This window comes from Arthrobacter sp. ISL-5, assembly GCF_018613835.1.
Lineage (GTDB): Bacteria > Actinomycetota > Actinomycetes > Actinomycetales > Micrococcaceae > Arthrobacter.
Genome location: NZ_JAGGPM010000016.1, coordinates 62,539 through 78,263 on the forward strand (window position 1 = coordinate 62,539; position 15,725 = coordinate 78,263).

17 protein-coding genes and 1 riboswitch are annotated in these 15,725 nt (G+C 67.1%); of the genes, 5 read left to right on the forward strand and 12 right to left on the reverse strand.

Going from position 1 to position 15,725, the window contains the following annotated elements; all coding sequences use genetic code 11:
• Nucleotides 1-6 precede the first annotated feature (6 nt).
• Nucleotides 7-1,530: a UDP-N-acetylglucosamine 1-carboxyvinyltransferase gene (locus tag J7I89_RS08625; protein WP_214969111.1), complete on the reverse strand. Its 1,524-nt coding sequence runs from the start codon at nucleotides 1,528-1,530 to the stop codon at nucleotides 7-9.
• A 246-nt stretch (nucleotides 1,531-1,776) separates the two neighbouring features.
• Here J7I89_RS08625 and J7I89_RS08630 point away from each other — a divergent pair, with 246 nt between their 5' ends.
• On the forward strand, nucleotides 1,777-2,754 hold the full coding sequence (locus tag J7I89_RS08630) for a hypothetical protein (protein ID WP_214969113.1): 978 nt from the start codon (nucleotides 1,777-1,779) through the stop codon (nucleotides 2,752-2,754).
• A gap of 27 nt (nucleotides 2,755-2,781) precedes the next feature.
• Nucleotides 2,782-3,267 carry a GNAT family N-acetyltransferase gene (locus J7I89_RS08635; protein WP_214969115.1) on the forward strand — a complete coding sequence of 162 codons (486 nt, stop codon included), beginning with the start codon at nucleotides 2,782-2,784 and terminating at the stop codon, nucleotides 3,265-3,267.
• A 16-nt stretch (nucleotides 3,268-3,283) separates the two neighbouring features.
• Here the strand turns inward: J7I89_RS08635 and J7I89_RS08640 are convergent, their stop codons facing one another.
• From J7I89_RS08640 to J7I89_RS08650, 3 genes are read right to left on the reverse strand one after another with little or no spacing between them, the layout of a single operon-like run.
• On the reverse strand, nucleotides 3,284-4,087 hold the full coding sequence (locus J7I89_RS08640; RefSeq protein ID WP_214969117.1) for an energy-coupling factor transporter transmembrane protein EcfT: 804 nt from the start codon (nucleotides 4,085-4,087) through the stop codon (nucleotides 3,284-3,286).
• Nucleotides 4,084-5,727 carry an ABC transporter ATP-binding protein gene (locus J7I89_RS08645; RefSeq protein ID WP_214969118.1) on the reverse strand — a complete coding sequence of 548 codons (1,644 nt, stop codon included), beginning with the start codon at nucleotides 5,725-5,727 and terminating at the stop codon, nucleotides 4,084-4,086. Before J7I89_RS08645 ends, J7I89_RS08640 begins: the two co-directional genes overlap by 4 nt.
• The gene (locus J7I89_RS08650; protein ID WP_214969120.1) at nucleotides 5,727-6,347 is read right to left on the reverse strand and encodes an ECF transporter S component; all 621 of its coding nucleotides are present in this window, start codon (nucleotides 6,345-6,347) and stop codon (nucleotides 5,727-5,729) included. Before J7I89_RS08650 ends, J7I89_RS08645 begins: the two co-directional genes overlap by 1 nt.
• A gap of 71 nt (nucleotides 6,348-6,418) precedes the next feature.
• Nucleotides 6,419-6,562, reverse strand: a riboswitch (TPP riboswitch).
• A 120-nt stretch (nucleotides 6,563-6,682) separates the two neighbouring features.
• Between J7I89_RS08650 and J7I89_RS08655 the strand changes: the two genes are divergently transcribed.
• Nucleotides 6,683-7,234, forward strand: a complete 552-nt coding sequence (locus J7I89_RS08655; RefSeq protein ID WP_214969122.1) for a heme-degrading domain-containing protein — start codon at nucleotides 6,683-6,685, stop codon at nucleotides 7,232-7,234.
• Nucleotides 7,235-7,270: 36 nt separating this feature from the next.
• Entirely contained in the window at nucleotides 7,271-7,534 is a 264-nt protein-coding gene (locus J7I89_RS08660) for a DUF4235 domain-containing protein (protein WP_214969124.1), read from the forward strand.
• Between the two features lie 40 nt (nucleotides 7,535-7,574).
• On the opposite strand, the gene J7I89_RS08665 is transcribed toward J7I89_RS08660, so the two are convergent.
• Complete coding sequence (locus tag J7I89_RS08665; RefSeq protein ID WP_214969126.1) at nucleotides 7,575-7,781, reverse strand: helix-turn-helix transcriptional regulator; 207 nt, start codon at nucleotides 7,779-7,781, stop codon at nucleotides 7,575-7,577.
• Entirely contained in the window at nucleotides 7,781-8,260 is a 480-nt protein-coding gene (locus J7I89_RS08670) for a DUF2975 domain-containing protein (protein ID WP_214969127.1), read from the reverse strand. The genes J7I89_RS08665 and J7I89_RS08670 overlap by 1 nt, the downstream gene beginning before the upstream one ends.
• A gap of 608 nt (nucleotides 8,261-8,868) precedes the next feature.
• Here J7I89_RS08670 and J7I89_RS08675 point away from each other — a divergent pair.
• Nucleotides 8,869-9,114 (forward strand): hypothetical protein, encoded by a 246-nt coding sequence (locus J7I89_RS08675; protein WP_214969129.1) that lies wholly within the window; start codon nucleotides 8,869-8,871, stop codon nucleotides 9,112-9,114.
• Nucleotides 9,115-9,134: 20 nt separating this feature from the next.
• On the opposite strand, the gene mnhG is transcribed toward J7I89_RS08675, so the two are convergent.
• The 6 genes from mnhG to J7I89_RS08705 are packed head-to-tail and all read right to left on the reverse strand — an operon-like array spanning nucleotide 9,135 to nucleotide 15,605.
• Complete coding sequence (gene mnhG, locus J7I89_RS08680) at nucleotides 9,135-9,554, reverse strand: monovalent cation/H(+) antiporter subunit G (protein ID WP_214969131.1); 420 nt, start codon at nucleotides 9,552-9,554, stop codon at nucleotides 9,135-9,137.
• Nucleotides 9,544-9,822 carry a monovalent cation/H+ antiporter complex subunit F gene (locus J7I89_RS08685; protein ID WP_104137894.1) on the reverse strand — a complete coding sequence of 93 codons (279 nt, stop codon included), beginning with the start codon at nucleotides 9,820-9,822 and terminating at the stop codon, nucleotides 9,544-9,546. Before J7I89_RS08685 ends, mnhG begins: the two co-directional genes overlap by 11 nt.
• On the reverse strand, nucleotides 9,819-10,364 hold the full coding sequence (locus J7I89_RS08690) for a Na+/H+ antiporter subunit E (protein ID WP_214969132.1): 546 nt from the start codon (nucleotides 10,362-10,364) through the stop codon (nucleotides 9,819-9,821). The genes J7I89_RS08685 and J7I89_RS08690 overlap by 4 nt, the downstream gene beginning before the upstream one ends.
• Entirely contained in the window at nucleotides 10,361-11,962 is a 1,602-nt protein-coding gene (locus J7I89_RS08695) for a Na+/H+ antiporter subunit D (RefSeq protein WP_214969134.1), read from the reverse strand. The genes J7I89_RS08690 and J7I89_RS08695 overlap by 4 nt, the downstream gene beginning before the upstream one ends.
• Nucleotides 11,959-12,522: a Na(+)/H(+) antiporter subunit C gene (locus J7I89_RS08700; protein WP_214969136.1), complete on the reverse strand. Its 564-nt coding sequence runs from the start codon at nucleotides 12,520-12,522 to the stop codon at nucleotides 11,959-11,961. The genes J7I89_RS08695 and J7I89_RS08700 overlap by 4 nt, the downstream gene beginning before the upstream one ends.
• A complete protein-coding gene (locus J7I89_RS08705) occupies nucleotides 12,519-15,605 on the reverse strand; it encodes a Na+/H+ antiporter subunit A (protein WP_214969138.1) in 3,087 nt (1,028 codons plus the stop codon). The genes J7I89_RS08700 and J7I89_RS08705 overlap by 4 nt, the downstream gene beginning before the upstream one ends.
• Between the last annotated feature and the right edge of the window lie 120 nt (nucleotides 15,606-15,725).

Here is a 15,725-nt window from a genome sequence, read left to right on the forward strand (position 1 = left end):
TGGAAGTTAGTCCTGGAAGTACTCGATCTTGGCGCCGATGGTGTTAAGGCGCTCCGCCAGGTCCTCGTAGCCGCGCTCAATCACATAGATGTTGCGCAGTTCGGACACCCCCCGCGCTGCGAGCATGGCCAGGAGCAGGCAGGCTGCCGGGCGGAGGGCCGGCGGGCAGCCCACCTCGGCGGCGCGCCACCGGGTGGGGCCGTTGACGTAGATCCGGTGCGGATCCAGCAGCTGCACGCGGGCACCCAGCTTGTTCAGTTCCGTAAGGTAGATGGCGCGGTTCTCGTAGACCCAGTCGTGGATCATGGTCTGGCCCTCCGCGTTGCCGGCAATGACAGCGAAGAACGGCAGGTTGTCGATGTTCAGCCCCGGGAACGGCATGGGGTGGATCTTGTCCTCCGGCGCGCGCAGTTCGGAGGGTTTGGTTGTCACGTCCACCAGCCGGGTGCGGCCGTTGCGGGCCATGTACTCACCGGAAACCTCCAGCTGCTGGCCCATCTGTTCCAGGGTAGCGAGCTCGATTTCCATGAACTCGATGGGTACCCGGCGGATGGTCACCTCGGAGTTGGTTACGATTCCGGCGGTGATGAGGCTCATCGCCTCGATCGGGTCCTCCGACGGGAAGTATTCGATGTCGACGTCGATGGACGGCTTGCCGGTGATCTTCAGGGTTGTGGTGCCCACGCCGTCGATCTCCACGCCCAGCCTCTGCAGATAGAAGCAGAGGTCCTGCACCATGTAGTTGGGGCTGGCGTTCCGGATGATGGTGGTGCCGGGGCGGTGGGCGGCGGCCATGATGGCATTTTCCGTGACCGTGTCCCCGCGTTCGGTCAGCACGAAGGACCGGTCAAGATCGTCCGACGGCGGTGCCTGCACCGTGTAGAAGCCGGCGGTGGCCTCCACCGACAGCCCGAACTGGCGCAGCGCCTGCATGTGCGGCTCCACGGTGCGGGTTCCCAGGTCGCAACCGCCGGCGTAGGGAAGACGGTATTCGGCGGTCTGGTCCAGCAGCGGCCCGAGGAGCATGATCACGCTGCGGGTCCGGCGTGCGGCCTCGACGTCCATGGACGCGAGGTCCAGGACTGCGGGGCGGCGGAGCTGGAGATCGTTGTCGTTGAGCCAGGTGCATTCGACGCCGATGCTGGTGAGCACCTCGACGATCCTGTTGACTTCCTCAATCCGGGCCAGCCGGCGAAGCGTGGTGGTGCCGCGGTTGATGAGGCTGGCACAGAGCAGCGCCACGCCGGCATTCTTGCTCGTGTTGACATCAACGGAGCCGGAGAGCGTCTGGCCGCCTTCCACGCGGAGGTGGGTCATCTGGGACTTGCCGAGTTGGACGATGCTCCGGCCAAAGATCGCTTCGAGCCGCTGGATCATTTTCAGGCTCAGATTCTGTTTGCCCTGCTCCATCCGGGCCACGGCGCTCTGGCTGGTCCCGAGCTCGGCGGCAAGCTGCTCCTGGGTCCAGCCGTTCTGCCCGCGGGCATCGCGGAGGATGAGGCCGACTTGTTCAGCAGTCTGTTGTGTCATATCCAAAAAATATCACCGATGATGTATTAGCGCAGGCGAAACGCCGGAAGTGCCTTAAATGTCACATTCGTACCCGTTTCATGCGATAAAAGTAATCCTCTCGTTACCTCGGCTAGCAAGCAGCAGCGCGGGTCCCGGCATCCGCACGTTCCGGTTCGACACGCCAGAAGGCCTTGACCGGGGAGCGCATCGGGAGCAAGCTAACGCTACCGGCTGCGGCGCCGGTTGAGGGTACGGGAGGCCGCATTGTCCATCTTCAGTTCCGCGGTGTTCAGCAAGAAACGCCCTCCCCGGCAGCAGACGTCCGTGATGCTGTCCCTCGTCATTACGACCGTCCTGGGCCTGGTGCCCGGACCCCGTGTGGACGGCGCCCCGGCGCCGGAGCCGGAGTCGTCGGCCTCGCAGTCGGCCGCATCCCAGCCATCCGCGGCACCGACCGCCACAGCCTCTGCGGGCGTCCCGTCGTCGTCATCTCCCTCCGCCCTGGCCCAGCCGTCCGGCGCCCAGCCGTCCGGAGGCGGCGGGGTCCTGCTGGGCAACGACGTGTCCTGGCCGCAGTGCAACAAGTCCCTTCCCCAGGACCCGGCGTTCGCAATCGTCGGCGTCAACAACGGGCTGGCCAACACCACGAACCCCTGCCTGCATCAGCAGCTCGACTGGGCGGAGGACTCGCTGGGCGGGACGGGCCAGCCGACTGTGGCCCTGTACGTCAACACCGCCAACCCCGGCACCGCCGGAACCTGGTGGCCCACGAACAATGAGTATGGCGGCGAGACCGTGGCGAACCCGTACGGCGAGTGCGAGGAGGGACAGACGGACGCACCGTGCGCCTACATGTACGGCTACGCCAAGGCCTTCGACGACGCCTACCTCCGCAGCATCACCGACCCCGAGGACTACCTGTGGTGGCTTGACGTCGAGACCGGGAACACGTGGTCCGGCGACAAGAACGCGAACCGTGCGGACCTCGAGGGCATGACGGATTTCTTCCACAGCATCGGGGCAAGGGTGGGCATCTACTCCACAGGATCCCAATGGGGGCAGATCGTGGGCCCGGTCACCGCGGACAGCAGCCTGTATGACCAGCCGAGCTGGCTTGCCGGCGCCCGCACGGTTACCGGAGCCAAGAACAACTGCGGCGCCGCACCCCTAACCCCCGGCGGGAAAGTGGCCCTCACCCAGTTCGTGTCCAAAGGCTTCGACTACAACTACTCCTGCATCTAGCTGAGCACTGGCCGTTAGAATCTGGCCATGCAGAACACCGACGCCGTCCGGGCAGCCACTGCGGCCGACGCAGAATCCCTGGCCCGGCTACATCTCGAGTGCTGGCGCGAGACCTACTCGGGGCTCCTGTCCCCCTCCTTCGTCGCCGCACAGAGCGTGGAGGAACGGCTGGCCATGTGGCAGCGCCTGCTGGCCGGTCCGCACGCGGACCGTCAGTTCGTTGCCGTCCTCGGCGGACAGCCGGTGGGATTTGCCGGCTCGTTTCCGCCGGCGGAGGACCGGGACGTGGCCGAGCTCTGGGGCATCTATCTCCTCAAAGCGCACCACGGCGCCGGGCTGGGCCAAAAGCTCCTCGACGCAGCGCTCGGAGCCGAGCCTGCCGCGCTCTGGGTCGCCGAAGACAACCCGCGCGCCCAGGCGTTTTACCGCCGCAACGGGTTCACCTTCACGGGCGCCAGGGAAACCATCGACGGCTGGGAAGGAATAGCCGTACTGCGGATGACGCGCTCGTGAAACCGCAAGGCAGGGCCTAGGAGCCCTGGAGCCACACCATGTTCCACGTGCCCGCCCACAGCGCGGCGGCCACAGCTCCCCCGGCGATCATGACGCCACCCAGCAGCACCCAGATATCCAGCGCGCTGTACGTGGATTCGCGGGCCCAGGTCCGGCTGGCGCCGCCGAAGCCGCGGGCCTCCATGGTGACGGCCAGGCGGGTCGCGCGGCGGATTGCCTGCACCAGCAGCCCGAAACTCTGCCCCAGGGTGGCGCGAAGCCGCTGCCACGGGTTGCCGCGCGACCCGACGCCGCGGGCCCGGCGGGCCATGCCGATGGTCTGCCATTCCTCCGCCATCAGCCCCACCAGCCGCATCGCCGCGAGCGTGCCGAGAACGAAGCGGTGCGGCAGCCTCGCCTTCTGCGCCAGCGCATCGGCGAGGTCCGTGGGATCCGTGCAGCTCATCAGGAGCACCGCCGGCAGCGCGATGGCAAGGCCGCGCAGCAGGAAACCCAGCCCCAGCTCCAGGGAACCTTCGCTCATGGACCAGAGTCCGACGTCGAGCAGCACCTTGCCGCTGTCCGGCGCCAGGATGGATGTGCTCCAGCCGCCCACGGCGGCCGCGAGGATCAGCGGCCAGCCCCGCTGCCAGAGCAGCGTGAAGGTCAGCCCGGCCAGCGGGAACAGCAGGAGCTCGCATATCAGCGCCACGGAGGCGGACATCCAGTCTATGGACAGCGCCAGGACCAGCGTGATGAGGAAGACGGCAGCGAATTTGGCCAGCGGGTTGGCCCGGGTCAGCACGGCCTGGTTGCCGGAAAGTGTCAGGGCGGCCCTCATGGCGCGGCCTTTCCCGGAGCGGCCTGGCCGGGCGCGCTGAGTTCCCGGCTGCCCAGTCGGAGCTCGGTGCCGCCGAGGACATGCGTGAACTCCTCGTCGTGCGTCACGGACACCACGGCGGTGCCCGCGTCGAGCAGTTCGGACAGGAAGGAGGCGAGCTCGGCCCACGTGTTGGCGTCCTGGCCGAACGTCGGCTCGTCGAGGACCAGCACCTGCGGGTGGGCCGCGAGGACGGTGGCCACCGAAAGCCGGCGCTTTTCTCCGCCGGAGAGGGTGTACGGGTTGGCGTCCACAAGGTCGGTCAGGCGGAGCCGCTCCAGCAACTCGTCGACGCGCTCCTCGCCGTGGCCCAGGTGCTTCGGACCGAACTGAAGCTCATCCAGGACCCGGCCCGTGACGAACTGGTGCTCGGGTTCCTGGAACACCGTCCCGATCCTGGCAATCAGCTGCTCGGCCTTCCATTTGTAGGGGTCGATCCCGGCCCCGCGGCTCAATTCCACCGCTGCGGAGACCTTGCCGTCCACGGGCGGAAGAAGGCCTGCGAGGGTCAGCGCGAAGGTGGATTTGCCCGCGCCGTTTGGTCCGGTGACGGTCAGCGCCTCACCGGCACGGACCTGTGCAGTGACGTCCCGCAGGACGGGGACGGGCGGGACGGACTTGAAGCCGCGGCGGCGGGGGCGTTCGCGGGAAACCGCAAGACCTTCTGCAGCGAGCAGCAGCTGGCCGGGCGCAAGGGCCTGCTCCCCGTTGGCGGCAGAAGCTCGGTCCGCGGCTGCAGCAGGGCCGGCAAGGGTCCGCCGCCGCGTGGCCGGAACGTGGCCCGGCACCCAGACCCCGGCGGCGGTGAGCATCCCGCGGGCCTGCTTCAGGACCTGGTCCGGGGGGCCGTCGATCAGCACGGCCTGCTGCGTGGCGGACCCCGGCTGGAGGACCACGATCCGGTCCACGAGGTCCTTCCACACCGCAACCCGGTGCTCCACGACCACCAGCGTGGCGCCCGTCTTGTCGAGGCAGCGCCCCACGGCTTCCCGGACCTCCAGCACACCGGCCGGGTCAAGGTTGGCCGTGGGCTCGTCCAGCAGGATCAGCCCGGGCCGCATCGCCAGGATGCCGGCCAGTGCCAGGCGCTGTTTCTGCCCGCCGGACAGCGCCGACGTCGGGTGGTCCAGCGGAAGGTGAGCCAGCCCGACGTCGTCCAGCGCTTCGTGCACGCGCGCCCAGATCTGGTCACGGGGAACCGAGAGGTTCTCCGCGCCGAAAGCGACGTCGTCGCCGAGGCGCGAAAGCACCACCTGGGTTTCGGGGTCCTGCTGCATGAGGCCGGCGCGGCCGCGCCGGGCGCGCGGCGGCTCGCCGTCGATCAGGAGGCTGCCGGATTCGTCCGCGTCGTCACTGTCGGGAGGGCCGCCGTCGCCCGCTGTGCCGCTTCCCGAGGTGCTGTCGCCGAGCACGCCGGCGAGGGCGTGGAGCAGCGTGGATTTGCCGGCGCCGGAGGGTCCCAGGAGCAGGACGCGCTCCCCCGGACGGATGTCCAGGTCCAGCCCGTTGACCGCGGGTTTCGTGCGGCCGGCGTGGCGCCAGCCCCAGCCGCGGGCGGTGACCGCGGCGGGGCGGACACCGCCGTCGTGTGTTGCGGGCATCAGGAGAAGACGGGCTCCGTGGCTGCCTTGCGAGACGCGAACGAGCTCAGCACGCCGGTCTTGGCCAGGCCGCGGGTGGCGATCCAGGACAGGGCGCCGGCAATGATCGCGCCGGAGATGGCGCAGAACACGATGTACGCGAGCTTGTCACCCGCCGCGTACGCGATGTTCCAGCCCCACGGGGCGAACGAGTCGTTCAGGCCGCAGAACAGGCCGGCGCCGGCTCCGGCCAGCAGCGAGGCGGGAAGGTTGAATTTCTTGTACATGAAGGCGGCGAACACGAGCTCCGCACCGAGGCCCTGCAGGACGCCCGAAATCAGCACCGTGGTGCCGTACTGGGATCCCATGATCAGTTCACCGGTGGCGGCAACGGTCTCGCAGAACAGCGCCGCGCCCGGCTTGCGGATGATGAGCATGCCCAGCACGGCCGGGATCATCCAGCCGCCGGCGTACAGGCCGGAGAGGGGCGGGTAGACCGCGTTAATCGGGGCGGAAATGAGGTTGGCGCCCTGGGACCAGGCCCAGAAGATCACGCCGCCGGCGACCGCGATCAGTGCCGCCACCACGATGTCCGCCACGCGCCAGTTGTAACCGGTCTTCTTGATTGCTGCAGATGTCATAATCGTCCTCCTGAGGAACAGGAGGGGAAAGCGCTCCCCGGCTGCTGGTGGTTGGGCCGCCAACTGCCGGACACTTTGAGAACTCGACTCCCTTGCGCCGGTACTAGCCGGATCAGGTTCGAGGGTCTGCGGCGGTCCGCACTCTCAGCGCCCATCCGCGGTTCGGCTGACAGTTGCCAGTGATCCCCGACGGCGGCGCTCCCCTGTCGTAATAAATCTGCCCTTGTGGGCTAACCCAGTTTACACCGGGACGGCCCCGGAATACCGGGCGGCCGGTGTCACAATCCGAGAGTTTCCGGCGCCCTCCGGGAGGCGGTCCGGAGTACATTGGGGCCATGACGCATCAGGACTCCGGCAGCGGCGCTGCGAGCGATTACGACCCCGACTCCCCCGACGAGCAGCCCGCAGGTTCCCTGGCGGCACTGATCGCAGAGATCGACGCGCAGATCGCCGCGCTTCAGTTTCCCGCCTTCAGCAAGGACGACGCCCTCAACCTAGGCCTCCTGCTGGTTGAACTCGGCAAGAAGGGCAACCTGCCCATCGCCATCGACATCACCAAGGGCGAACAGGTCCTGTTCCACGTGGCGCTGGAGGGCGCCACGCCGGACAACGAGGGCTGGGTCAAGGCCAAGCAGCGGACCGCCGCACGCTATGAAGAACCGTCGCTGCTGGTGGGACTGCGCGGCAGGGTGGGCGGCGGGCGGATCGAGGACAACGCCTGGTTCGACCAGTCCATCTATGCGGCCCACGGCGGCGCCTTCCCCGTCTATGTGCGCGGCGTGGGCGCGGTCGCCATTGTCACCGTGTCCGGGCTGCCGCAGAAGGCCGACCACGACCTGGTGGTTCAGGCGCTGACGGAAATCCACCAGTCCATGCGGCTAGGCTAGGGGAAGTCCAGAATTCAAGACCGTAGGAGTCCCTGAATGAATTTCTTCATCAAGCTGCTTGGCACCGGCATCAGCCTGCTGGCCGGTTTCGCCGGCACCAAAGCCGTGGATACCATCTGGGAAAAGACCACCGGCCGCAGGCCGCCGAAGGGCGGGAAGGACGACGTCCCCACGACGCTGCGTTCGGCGCTGACGTTCGCGCTGATTTCCGCCTCGGTGAGCGCCGTCATCCAGGTGCTGACCAACCGCGGCACGCAGCGGGCCATTACACGCTTCGCCAAGAGCCAGGACATCGTCTAACGCGCTGGTTGAGGCTGTCGAAACCCGCTGGTTTCGGCTGTCAGTCCTCGACCCACTCAAGCAGGTCGCCGGGCTGGCAGTCGAGTACGCGGCACATGGCCTCCAGGGTGCTAAAACGGACAGCCTTGGCGCGGCCGTTCTTCAGCACAGCCACGTTTGCCGGCGTAAGCCCGATCCGTTCGGCAAACTCCCCCACACTCATCTTGCGCTTAGCCAGCTCGACGTCGATCCGCACCACGATGGGCATCAGATCACCGCTTCCATATCGGTCCGCAGCCCCGTTGCCTGCAGCAGCAGTGCACGCATGACGAGCATCAGGAGCCCCAGAACAGCTCCGCCCACCAGCATCATCAGCAGCAAGAGCGGCAGCCCGGGATCACCCGAGTTGATAGCGAGGTAGAGGAAGAGGCCGAGCAGCAGCACCCAGGCGACCAGGATCGCCCACACGATGGCATCCACCCATGCCAAGGCGGCCTTGCTGAAGATTCGGTCGCGCTTGACCATGGTGAGCAATTTCCAGGTGCTCACGATCACCACCTGGACGCACACCAGTTCCAGCACCGCGAGCGCCGTCAACGGCCACCGCAAATACGCCAGCTCCGGAGCCTCCTCGGCCATGTGCGCAAACTGCCCGGGAAAGGACAGGGTCTGGAAAACCGCCAAGAGCGCGAATGCCATTGCAAGCAGGATTCGGAGCGCGGTTACCGCCAGATGCGTCTTTTGCATACATCGAGTGTCAATTGCTTCCTATCGAATGTCAATATGCTGCTTCACTTCTCATTGTCCCCGCTCGGACGCTGCCTGGACCTTTTCAAGTGGGGCACCGTATCCGCCCACCGGACCTTTCAAGGGAGGCACCGCGGCCTGTTGCCTGCAACATAACGGGGGCCTAGGCTTGATATCTGGGGGCCGCAGCGTAGCGGTGTTGGGATCGGAGAAATATCGTGACAGCCAAGCTTAAAGTTCTGGTCCGGACGGACCTCGATTGTGCGCAGGCGCAGGTCTCGGCGTGCTGCCACATCACAGTGCTAAGCACCCAGGCTTGTACGCCGTAATGCAACGCGCCACCTCCCTTGCGGACGGCTTGGTCACGGAACTGGCCACGACGCCAGGATCGGCCCGGGGAGCCCTGAGCAACTCCAGCGGTATGCCGCATCCCACCGACTGCAGGCCACATCGATCCTCTGCAAAGGGACTGAGTGTTCAGGCGCGTGCAACCGCAAGGAACATTCCGCGCGCCGCCGAGGACGAGGCCTGACGACGGCTGCGCTTCGCGCATACTCCGGCAGACCCGGAAACTACCGAGTTCAACTCACATCAGGAAGTTGATCCAAATGCACATCAAGGACTATTGGGACCGCATCGATCACACCACGCAGAAGTGGCTCATCGATAATCCTGGATGCCAGATTCTCCCCCGCACCATCACGGCTGTGATCTGCAAGGAGACCGGCGACACCGATGAGGCGGACCAGCACGGCGAGGCAGTACTGTCCCAGGAAGACCGCGACTTCATTCGCGCCAGGGCGAATGACCACCGGCCTTATGAATACCGGTTCTTTGACTCAACCCAACCCTGAGGGCCCAAACAGCACCTCAGTCATCGGTCGATCGAGTCTGAAGCGCCGCCGTCGGGCTCTGCATCCTTGGCTGCCTGGGCGGCCTTCAGCACGACGGCTTCCAGCTCATCGGAGCTGAGCAGCTCCTTGTGGAGGTGCTTGGTGCGGTAGCCGGCCCGGCCCACCATGTGGGCGGAAACCGGGACCGTCAGCAGCTGGAAGATCCAGGCCACCACCAGCACCGGCCACACCCACCAGGTGCGCAGCTGCAGCCCCACCGCGGCCAGCAGCAGGAACAGCCCAAGCACCTGCGGCTTGGTGGCCGAGTGCATGCGGCTCATGAGGTCGGGGAAGCGCAGCAGGCCAATGGCTGCTGCCAGCGACATCACCGCCCCCACGATCATGAAGACGGCCGACACAGCGTCGATCACGGTGTCCACGGTGCTGGCATCAGGATTCATTGGTCTGCCCCCGGCGGTCCGCCACGAAGCGGGCCACAGTGACCGAGCCGATGAAGCCGATGATGGACACGGCAACGAGCAGCATCAGGTTGTTGAGATGCCTGTTCACGGCCATGTCGATGCACAGCGCCGCTCCGAGAATGGCCAGCAGCACGTCTGCCGCCAGCACCCGGTCCAGCAGGGACGGGCCGCGGGCAATCCGCACGATCGCCCCGGCGGCAGCGAGGGACAGCACCACGGCCGTGACGGTCAGGACCAGCTCCATCATGCGCCAACCTCCTGGTTCAGGGCCGCAAGTTCTTCCTTGGTTCCCATGACCCGGATGAGCCCTGCCTCGGTGTCCCGGACCTCCTTGCGGAGCTTCAGCACGTCGTCGGCGTTCCGGACGTTCAGCCCGTGGATGTACAGCGTGGACGTGGACCTGTCCACCTCCACCACAAGGGATCCGGGGATGAGGGAGATGACGTGTCCGGTGGCGGTCACCATGAGGTCAGAATGGCTCCGCAACGGCACAGCGACGACGGCGTTGGTCACCTTGGGGCCCTGGGCCACTGCCAGGTAGAAGACCTGGAAACTGGCGGCCACCACCCTGCCGATGAACATGACGGCGAACGGAATCGCCCGGAGGACGTTGAACCGGCCGCTCAGCTCCACCGGCGGCAGGTAGAAGAGGCGCGCCACCGCGGCGGCCAGCAAGGCTCCGAACAGCAGGTTGCCCGGACTGAAATCCTGCCACAGGGCGCCCCAGACAATCACGAGCCAAACGAGCAGCGGCAATTCCTGCCGCAGGGAGATTCGCTGCCGGCTCATTTCCCGCCGCCCATTGCAAGTCCCGGAACGGGCGCATTCTCGCCCAGCACCGACTCGATGTAGGCGGACCTGTCCAGCATGGTCGCGGCGGACTGGTTCGCCAGTTCAAACAGGGGGCCGGCAAAGACGGTCAGCGCCACGCCAAGCACCACCAGGCCCAGCGTGGAGCCCACCATGGTCCGCGGCAGCAGTGTCACGTTGGTCTTGCCCGCGCGATGGCCGGTCGCTGAGTCCTTGGCCTCGGCGAGCAGCACGGGATCAGGGTGCTCGGCGTCTTCGGGTTTCCGCCAGAACGCACGGTTCCACACGCGGGCAACCGCCAGCAGCGTCAAAAGGCTGGTCACGACCCCTCCGATGACCAGCGCGTAGGCAAGCGGTGTGCCCAGCCCGATGCCTGCCTGCATCAGGCCGAGTTTGCCCAGGAACCCCGAGAACGGCGGAATGCCGGCCAGGTTCATGGCGGGCACGAAGAACAGGAGGCCCAGGAGCGGGGACAGCTTGGCCAGCCCGGCCAGCCGGTCCACGGAGGAGCTTCCGCCGCGCCGTTCAATCAGGCCGGTGACCAGGAAGAGGCTGGTCTGGATGGTGATGTGGTGCGCCACGTAGAACACGGCCGCCCCCAGCCCGGCCACCGAGGACAGGGCGAGCCCGAACACCATGTAGCCGATGTGGCTGACCAGCGTGAACGAGAGCAGACGCTTGATGTCGCTCTGGGCGAGGGCGCCAAGGATTCCCACCACCATGGTGAGCAGCGCCGCCACCATCAGCGCCGAATTGAGGCTGTCTCCCGGGAAGAGGAGCGTCTCGGTCCGCACCATGGCATAGACGCCCACCTTGGTCAGCAGGCCCGCGAACACGGCGGTGACGGGTGCTGGCGCGGTGGGGTATGAGTCAGGCAGCCAGAAGGACAGCGGGAAGACGGCGGCCTTGATGCCGAAGGCGACGAGCAGCATGACGTGCAGGAGGGTTTTGGTGCCCTGGTCGAGCTCCGCGAGCTTGATGGCCAGATCGGCCATGTTGATGGTGCCGGTGGCGCCGTAGATCATGGCGATGGCGATGAGGAACAGCACGGAGGACACCACGGAGACCACCACGTAGGTGACGCCGGCGCGGATGCGCGGGCCGGTGCCGCCCAGGGTCATCAGCACATAACTTGCGGTCAGCAGGATCTCGAAGCCGACGTAGAGGTTGAACAGGTCGCCGGAGAGGAAGGCGTTGGAGACGCCCGCCACCAGGATCAGGTAGGTGGGGTGGAAGATCGAGACGGGGGCATCCCGGTCGCCGTCGGCCATGCCCTGGCCGGTGGCATACACCAGGACCGCAAGGCTCACCGCGGAGGAGACCACCAGCATCAGCGAGGAGAACTGGTCCACCACCAGGACGATTCCCCAGGGCGGCAGCCAGCCGCCGATGTTCACGGCCTCAGTGCCGCCGCCCCAGACGGACGCCAGCAGCCAGCACTCCAGCAGCAGCGTGAGTGACAACAGGGCGATGCTGACGGCCCGCTGCGCGTGGGAATGCCGGATCAGCAGGAACGTCAGCGCCGCGCCCAGGATGGGAAGTACGACGGCGAGCGGGGCAAAGCTTGCGATGCTCACTTCACGCCTCCTTCCGGGCCGGGGACGACGTTTGCGGAGCCGGGTTTTTCCTCGAGGGCGGCGTCCTCGGCGAGGATGGTCTTGCCGCCTGCCCTGACGGTGGCCGGCGAATCCGTGACCCCGGTTCCGTCGGAGCCGAGCATGGTCAGCGGGAACTCAGAGGTTTCCACGGGGATGACGGCGTCGTCCTCAGCGTCGAAACTCGGCGTCGCCGCCACACGGCGGTCTTCGACGTCGTCCTGGATCTCATCCTGGCGGGCCAGCACCCACGTCCGGTAGATGATGCCGAGCATGAAGGCGGTGACGGCGAAGGAAATCACGATCGAGGTCAGGATCAGGGCCTGGGGCAGGGGGTCGTTGTAGGCGTGCGGGTCCGTGTCCTTGCTGAAGAACGGGGCCAGGCCCGCGTACCCGCCGGTGGCCAGGATCAGCAGGTTGGTGGCGTTCGCCAGGAGCATCAGGCCCAGAAGCACACGCGTGAGGCTGCGTTCCAGAATGAGGTAGATGCCGCACGCGTAGAGCGCGCCCATGACCGTCAGCAGGGTCAGGTTGACGCTCATGCCGTGCCCCTTGCTGTGGTTTCGGCCGGGACGCCGCCGGGCTCCCGGTCATCGGACGGCCGGTCCGCTGGTTCCTCGGCCCGGCCGGGCCGGTCCGGCTGTCCCTCAAAGTGCTCGTCGATCTCCGCGCCCAGGCTCCGCAGCACATCGAGCACCAGCCCGATCACCACGATGTAGACGCCGGTGTCGAAGATGGTGGACGTGACGAACTTGACGTCGCCGAAGACCGGCAGCCAGAACTGGAGGATGGCGCTCTGGAACACCTGGCCGCCCAGGAGGACCGGGGCCACGCCGGAGGCCGCCGCCGTCGCCAGGCCGATCCCCAGCAGGGTTCCCGCACTGATGGGCGTGGCCTCCCGCAGCTCAAAGCGGCCGCCTGCCAGGTACCGCAGGGTCAGCGCCAGGCCCGCCATGAGTCCGCCCGCGAAGCCGCCGCCGGGGAGGTTGTGGCCCGCCAGCAACAGGTACAGGGAAAAGATGATCATCGAGTGGAAGACCAGCCGGGTGACCACCTCGAAGATGATGGAGCGGCGCTCCGGCGCGAGCGTGCGGCCGGCTACCAGCCAGGCGTCCCGCGCGGAGGCGGCGAACTTGCGGCTCAGGGCCAGGGCCGCGCCGTCCCGGGACGATTTATCTACGCCGGTCCGGCGGCCGACGGTGCCCTCGGCAACGGTCGACGACGTGCGGATGCGGTCGCCCCGGCCCTTGACGAAGATCAGGCTGGCGACGCCGGTGGCGGCCAGCGCCAGCACGGAGATTTCGCCGAACGTGTCCCACACCCGGATGTCCACGAGGGTGACGTTGACGATGTTCAGCCCGCCGCCGCCCTCATAGGCGAGTTTCGGGAACTCCAGGGACACCGGAGCGGCGATCCGGGCGCCCATGGCGTGGATGGCGACGAAGATCATGGTGGCGCCGAACGCCAGTCCGATGATCACGCGGACCACCCGGTACTTGCCGCCGGTGCGGTCCCGCAGTTCGGCCGGAAGGCTGCGCATGGCCAGCACGAAGGCAACGAGGATGATGGTTTCCACGAGCATCTGCGTCAGCGCGAGGTCGGGCGCACCCTGCAGCGCGAACATCAGGGCGATGCCGTAACCGGTCACCGAGACCATGAGCACGGCAAGGAACCGCTTGTTGGCCCGGACGGCTGCCAGCGCCCCGATCACGATCCCCGCTCCCGCCACCAGCTGCAGCGGAGAGTTGGGATCCACGAAGTACAGGCCCTCCGGCAGCGGTTTGTTCGCGGCGATCAGGGCGGTCAGCGGGAGCACGAAGGCGACGGTCAGGATCACGGCGAGGTAGAAGTACAGCGAACCGCGCTGCGTGCGCCCGGTGATCCAGACCGCGACGTCGTCCAGGGCGCCGATGGTCAATTGGTAGCCGCGGTCGGCATCGATCCATGCGGGGACGGCACTCTGGGCGCGGTCCACCAGCCTCCGGCCGTAGAACATTGCCGCGCCGAGCGCGAACGTCACGGCCGTCGGCCCCAGCGCGGGAGTGAATCCGTGCCACAGCGCCAGGTGCCCCGCGGCGGCTGCCGCAGTGCCGGCGTCGGACGCTCCCCCGGCGAACAGTGCCGCATACGGCTGGATCCAGCCGTCCACCGGCGTAGGCCAGAGACCGTAGACGATAGTGAGGACGCTCAGGACGGCCGGCGCCGCCAGGAAGGACGGCTTGATGGCCTTGAACGGCGTGCGGTCCACTCCCGGCTTCACGGCGAAGGCACCCCACATGAACCGTGCGCTGTACGCGAACGTGAGCACCGAACCGGCCACCACTCCCGCAAGCACCACAGTGCCCCAGGGCCCGTATCCAGGTTCGCTGGCGAAGTGGACGAATGCTTCGAGCACTGACTCCTTGGCCACAAAGCCGCCGAGCAGCGGAACGCCGGCCATGGACGCGGCGCCGATCCCGGCCACCACGGCGAGGGCACGGGAGGACCGGAAAACGCCGGAAAGCTTGCGGATGTCGCGCGTGCCCGCCTGGTGGTCGATGATTCCCACCACGAGGAACAGCGTGGCCTTGAAGAGTCCGTGGGCGAGCAGCATGGCGAGGCCGGCGAGCGCCGCGTCGGGCTTTCCGAGCCCGACGACCATCATGAGGAAGCCGAGCTGGCTGACGGTGCCGTAGGCCAGGATCAGCTTGATGTCCGTCTGGCGCAGGGCCCGGTAGCCGCCCACCAGCATGGTGGCCAGGCCCAGCCCCAGGACCATGGGCAGCCAGAAGGCGGTGTCGGTGAACCCCGGGGCCAGGCGCGCCACGATGTAGACGCCGGCTTTCACCATCGCGGCGGCGTGGAGGTAGGCGCTCACGGGGGTGGGCGCCGCCATGGCCCCCGGGAGCCAGAAGTGGAAGGGAACCAGCGCGGATTTGGTCACCGCGCCGATCAGGATCAGGACGACGGCGGCGCCCACGGCTCCCGCTGCCTCCCCGGCCACGAGTTCCGGCGCCCGGGCCAGGATGGCCGAGATCCGGTAGGTCCCCGCGCTGGTGCCGAGCATGATCAGCCCGACGAGCATCGCCAGCCCGCCGGCAGTGGTGACCATGAACGCCTGCAGGGCGGAACGGCGGGCCGCCAGCCGTGTGCGTGCGTACCCGATCAGGAGGTAGGACAGGACGGTGGTGAGTTCCCAGAAGATGAAAAGCATCAGCAGGTCATCCGCGGTGACCAGCCCGAACATGGCCCCGGCGAAGGCCAGGAGCTGCGCGCCGAACCCGCCCAGGTAGCTGTCCTTGTTCTTGAAATAGCGGGCGCAGTACACCAGCACCAGGGCGCCCACGCCGAGCACCAGCAGGGACATGACCCAGGCGAGGGCATCCATGCGGAACGCGAACTCGATTCCGAGGCCCGGGATCCAGGGGATGGTTTCGGCAGATTGGCCCGGTCCTGCTCCGGCGGACTCCGGGGCGGGCCCGTGGACGGCCCCGTGCTGGTAGATGGAACCGTGCTGAAACAGCAGCCACACGAACGAACCGGCAGGCACGGCGGCCAGCGCGTAAAACGAACTCCGGCGGAATTTCCGGAAGATGAACGGCGCCACAGCGGCTACCGCAAAGTGCACGGCAAGGACTGTGATCACTGGTATCTCCGCAAAGTCAGAAATTCGATTGTCAAAAGTTGGAGCAGGCGGTCATTCGTTGGGTTCGGTCCGGACAGTTTATCAAGGGGGGCGCTGACAGTTTTCCCGCCGGGGCGCGCA

What these genes read in the sequence shown, in the direction of transcription:
- J7I89_RS08625 (WP_214969111.1), bottom strand. Translation starts at nt 1,530, where the DNA reads ATGACACAACAGACTGCTGAACAAGTCGGCCTCATCCTCCGCGATGCC.
- J7I89_RS08635 (WP_214969115.1), top strand. Translation starts at nt 2,782, where the DNA reads ATGCAGAACACCGACGCCGTCCGGGCAGCCACTGCGGCCGACGCAGAA.
- J7I89_RS08640 (WP_214969117.1), bottom strand. Translation starts at nt 4,087, where the DNA reads ATGAGGGCCGCCCTGACACTTTCCGGCAACCAGGCCGTGCTGACCCGG.
- J7I89_RS08645 (WP_214969118.1), bottom strand. Translation starts at nt 5,727, where the DNA reads ATGCCCGCAACACACGACGGCGGTGTCCGCCCCGCCGCGGTCACCGCC.
- J7I89_RS08650 (WP_214969120.1), bottom strand. Translation starts at nt 6,347, where the DNA reads ATGACATCTGCAGCAATCAAGAAGACCGGTTACAACTGGCGCGTGGCG.
- J7I89_RS08655 (WP_214969122.1), top strand. Translation starts at nt 6,683, where the DNA reads ATGACGCATCAGGACTCCGGCAGCGGCGCTGCGAGCGATTACGACCCC.
- J7I89_RS08660 (WP_214969124.1), top strand. Translation starts at nt 7,271, where the DNA reads ATGAATTTCTTCATCAAGCTGCTTGGCACCGGCATCAGCCTGCTGGCC.
- J7I89_RS08665 (WP_214969126.1), bottom strand. Translation starts at nt 7,781, where the DNA reads ATGCCCATCGTGGTGCGGATCGACGTCGAGCTGGCTAAGCGCAAGATG.
- J7I89_RS08670 (WP_214969127.1), bottom strand. Translation starts at nt 8,260, where the DNA reads ATGCAAAAGACGCATCTGGCGGTAACCGCGCTCCGAATCCTGCTTGCA.
- J7I89_RS08675 (WP_214969129.1), top strand. Translation starts at nt 8,869, where the DNA reads ATGCACATCAAGGACTATTGGGACCGCATCGATCACACCACGCAGAAG.
- mnhG (WP_214969131.1), bottom strand. Translation starts at nt 9,554, where the DNA reads ATGAATCCTGATGCCAGCACCGTGGACACCGTGATCGACGCTGTGTCG.
- J7I89_RS08685 (WP_104137894.1), bottom strand. Translation starts at nt 9,822, where the DNA reads ATGATGGAGCTGGTCCTGACCGTCACGGCCGTGGTGCTGTCCCTCGCT.
- J7I89_RS08690 (WP_214969132.1), bottom strand. Translation starts at nt 10,364, where the DNA reads ATGAGCCGGCAGCGAATCTCCCTGCGGCAGGAATTGCCGCTGCTCGTT.
- J7I89_RS08700 (WP_214969136.1), bottom strand. Translation starts at nt 12,522, where the DNA reads ATGAGCGTCAACCTGACCCTGCTGACGGTCATGGGCGCGCTCTACGCG.